General features: G+C 29.6%; 2 protein-coding genes. Both read left to right on the plus strand.

All coding sequences use genetic code 11. The features are described 5' to 3' along the window. The coding region (locus ACZM4J_RS12185; protein ID WP_489486286.1) for a PD-(D/E)XK nuclease family protein at positions 1 to 1,423 on the plus strand (1,423 nt) is incomplete at its 5' end. Continuing rightward, a partial coding sequence (locus ACZM4J_RS12190; RefSeq protein ID WP_489486288.1) for a UvrD-helicase domain-containing protein occupies positions 1,407 to 2,160 on the plus strand: 754 nt, incomplete at its 3' end. The genes ACZM4J_RS12185 and ACZM4J_RS12190, both read left to right, overlap by 17 nt.

The following is a 2,160-nucleotide window of genomic DNA, read 5'->3' on the forward strand; positions in this document are numbered from 1 at the left end:
TTTAAGAAAATCATATATAATTGGAATACTGGAAAAAATGTTTCCTAATATGAAAGAAAAGCATTTTGAGGAAATAGAAATTCCGGTAAGCCACATTACTAACAAAAAAGTTGCCTTACAGTATGTTGCTGAAAACATTAATGCATATAGAAATGGCGAAGATAATCCGAGATTTAATTATTTAAGTAAGATTTTATTGTCGGATAAGTCAACTGCAAAAATAATGAATTTAATATTAGAAGGTGGATTTTATAATAATAACAGGAATGACTTAATGAAAGAATATGCAAAAAAATTATATGGTATTCCTGGTAATATTGGTATAACAAGACTGGAAAATTATGCTAAATGTGCTTATTCACAGTTCCTTTCTTATGGTTTGAAATTAAAGGAAAGAGAAAAATTTTCAATAGAGGCTTATGATATTGGAAATCTTTATCATATAACTATACAGAAGTTTTTTGAAATGGTGAATAGCAAGCAGCTTCAGTGGAAGGAAATTACTGATGAGAAAAGCAGTGAGTTAATTAAAAAAGCAGTGAAATACACTTTTGAAAAATATGATAATGAAGCCCTTGAAGGTTCAGCAAGAAATGCTTTTATAACTAATCAGGTAAAAGAAATAGCTGAGAAAACTGTTAAGGTGTTAATAAATCATATTAATCATGGAAAATTCAAACCGGCAGAATATGAAATACCATTAGAGCATGGAATTGTAGATAGAATTGATACTTATGAAACCGATGATAAGTTATATGTAAAGGTTATTGACTATAAGTCATCAGAAATGGTTTTTGACATTACAAAAGCTTATAATGGAATTCAAATGCAGTTATTAGTATATATTAATGATGCAATAAATTACGAAAAGAAGAAAACATCCAAAGAAATTTTACCGGCAGCAGGACTTTATTTTAATATTAGAGATCCATATATGAATATAAGTGGAACAAATGACTTAATTAATATGCATAGGGATGTTAATAAAGAGGATACAAGAACTGATGAAGAAATTTTAAAGGAAATAGTTTTCAAACAGCAATTACCAAAATTCCAAATGACAGGAATTGTATGTGACAGTAAGGAAGTTATAGATGCTGTAGATGAAGATGTAGAGAAAAACAATGAATCAAAGATTGTAAAAGTATCTTATGACAAATCAGGCAATCCAAAGAAAACAAGTCAGATTTTAGATGAACAAACATATTCGAAACTAATCAAGCATGTATCAAACAAAGCAGATGAGTTAAAGAATGATTTGCTTAGCGGTAAGATTTCAATCAACCCAATAGAGGAACAGTGCAGATATTGTAGCTATAAGGGAATATGCAGATTTGATCAGGCATTGGGAGATAAATACAGACAATTAGAAAGTGTTTCTTTTGGAAATATAGGAGAGTTATTAAATGAAGTGGACAGATAAGCAGTTAGATATTATAAATACCAGAAATCGTAATATTCTTGTTTCTGCGGCAGCAGGTTCCGGAAAAACAGCAGTATTGGTTGAGAGAATTGTAAGCCTTATTACAGATGAGAGTGAAAACATTGATGTAGACCAGTTACTTGTTCTTACATTTACAAGGGCAGCAGCTTCAGAAATGAAAGAGCGATTGAGAGAGAGACTTGAAGAATTACAGGAAAGTAATAATAATGACAATATTGTAAAACAATTAACTTTGCTAAATAATGCAACAATAACTACAATTGACAGTTTTTGTGGAAAAGTAGTCAAAGAAAATTTTGATAAAATTGACTTAGATCCTAATTATAGAATTGCTGAAGAAATAGAAGTAGAATTAATGAAAAACGATATTCTCAACAATATTTTGGAAGAATACTATGAAGAAGGTTCGGAAGAATTTTTAGAGCTGGCAAGAAAATATTCAGGTGGGAAGGTAAACGACAGAATATTTAACATCGTAGATACAATTTATAAAAAGGCTAAAGGGGAAATTAATCCGATTCTTTGGGTTAACAATCTAAAAAACAAATATAAGTTTAACAATTTAGATGACATATTAAACGGAGAAGTATATGGGTATATTTTTAAGTCAACAGTAGACCAGTTAAACAAATGCAGGGAAGATTTACAAAAAGCAATAGAGATTTCTGAAATGGATGATGACTTAAAGAGTTTTGGACAAAATTCAAAAGATATGT

The organism is Eubacterium sp. (assembly GCF_057858645.1).